The following is a 307-nucleotide window of genomic DNA, read 5'->3' as shown; positions in this document are numbered from 1 at the left end:
CCATTTTTAGAAGTATAAGAACTTAAAGAATTACCATCATCATATACCTTACCCACACTTATCTTAGCACTATAACTTAAAGTATTATTCTCAAAGCCTCTAAACAAACCTTCTAAACCCATACTACCTACATTAGAATGTTTTTCAATACTATAACCTTCAAATATATTTGAGAAAGGTTCATCTTTTAATATTTTATGATAAATACTTGAAGTAAGATATAAAGAGGAATTAGTATTAATCCATACAGGATAAGAAAAGTCTATACCAAAATTTCTTGAAGTACCACTAAAACCAACTTCTTTAT

1 pseudogene is annotated in these 307 nt (G+C 27.0%); it reads right to left on the bottom strand.

The features are described from left to right. Window positions 1-307: pseudogene (locus tag CAMP5082_RS08345) on the bottom strand (ShlB/FhaC/HecB family hemolysin secretion/activation protein); the annotation flags it as partial.

The organism is Campylobacter sp. LMG 17559, from assembly GCF_024723605.1.
Lineage (GTDB): Bacteria > Campylobacterota > Campylobacteria > Campylobacterales > Campylobacteraceae > Campylobacter_D.
Note: the sequence above shows the minus strand (reverse complement) of the source record. Positions and strands in the feature narration are given on the sequence as shown.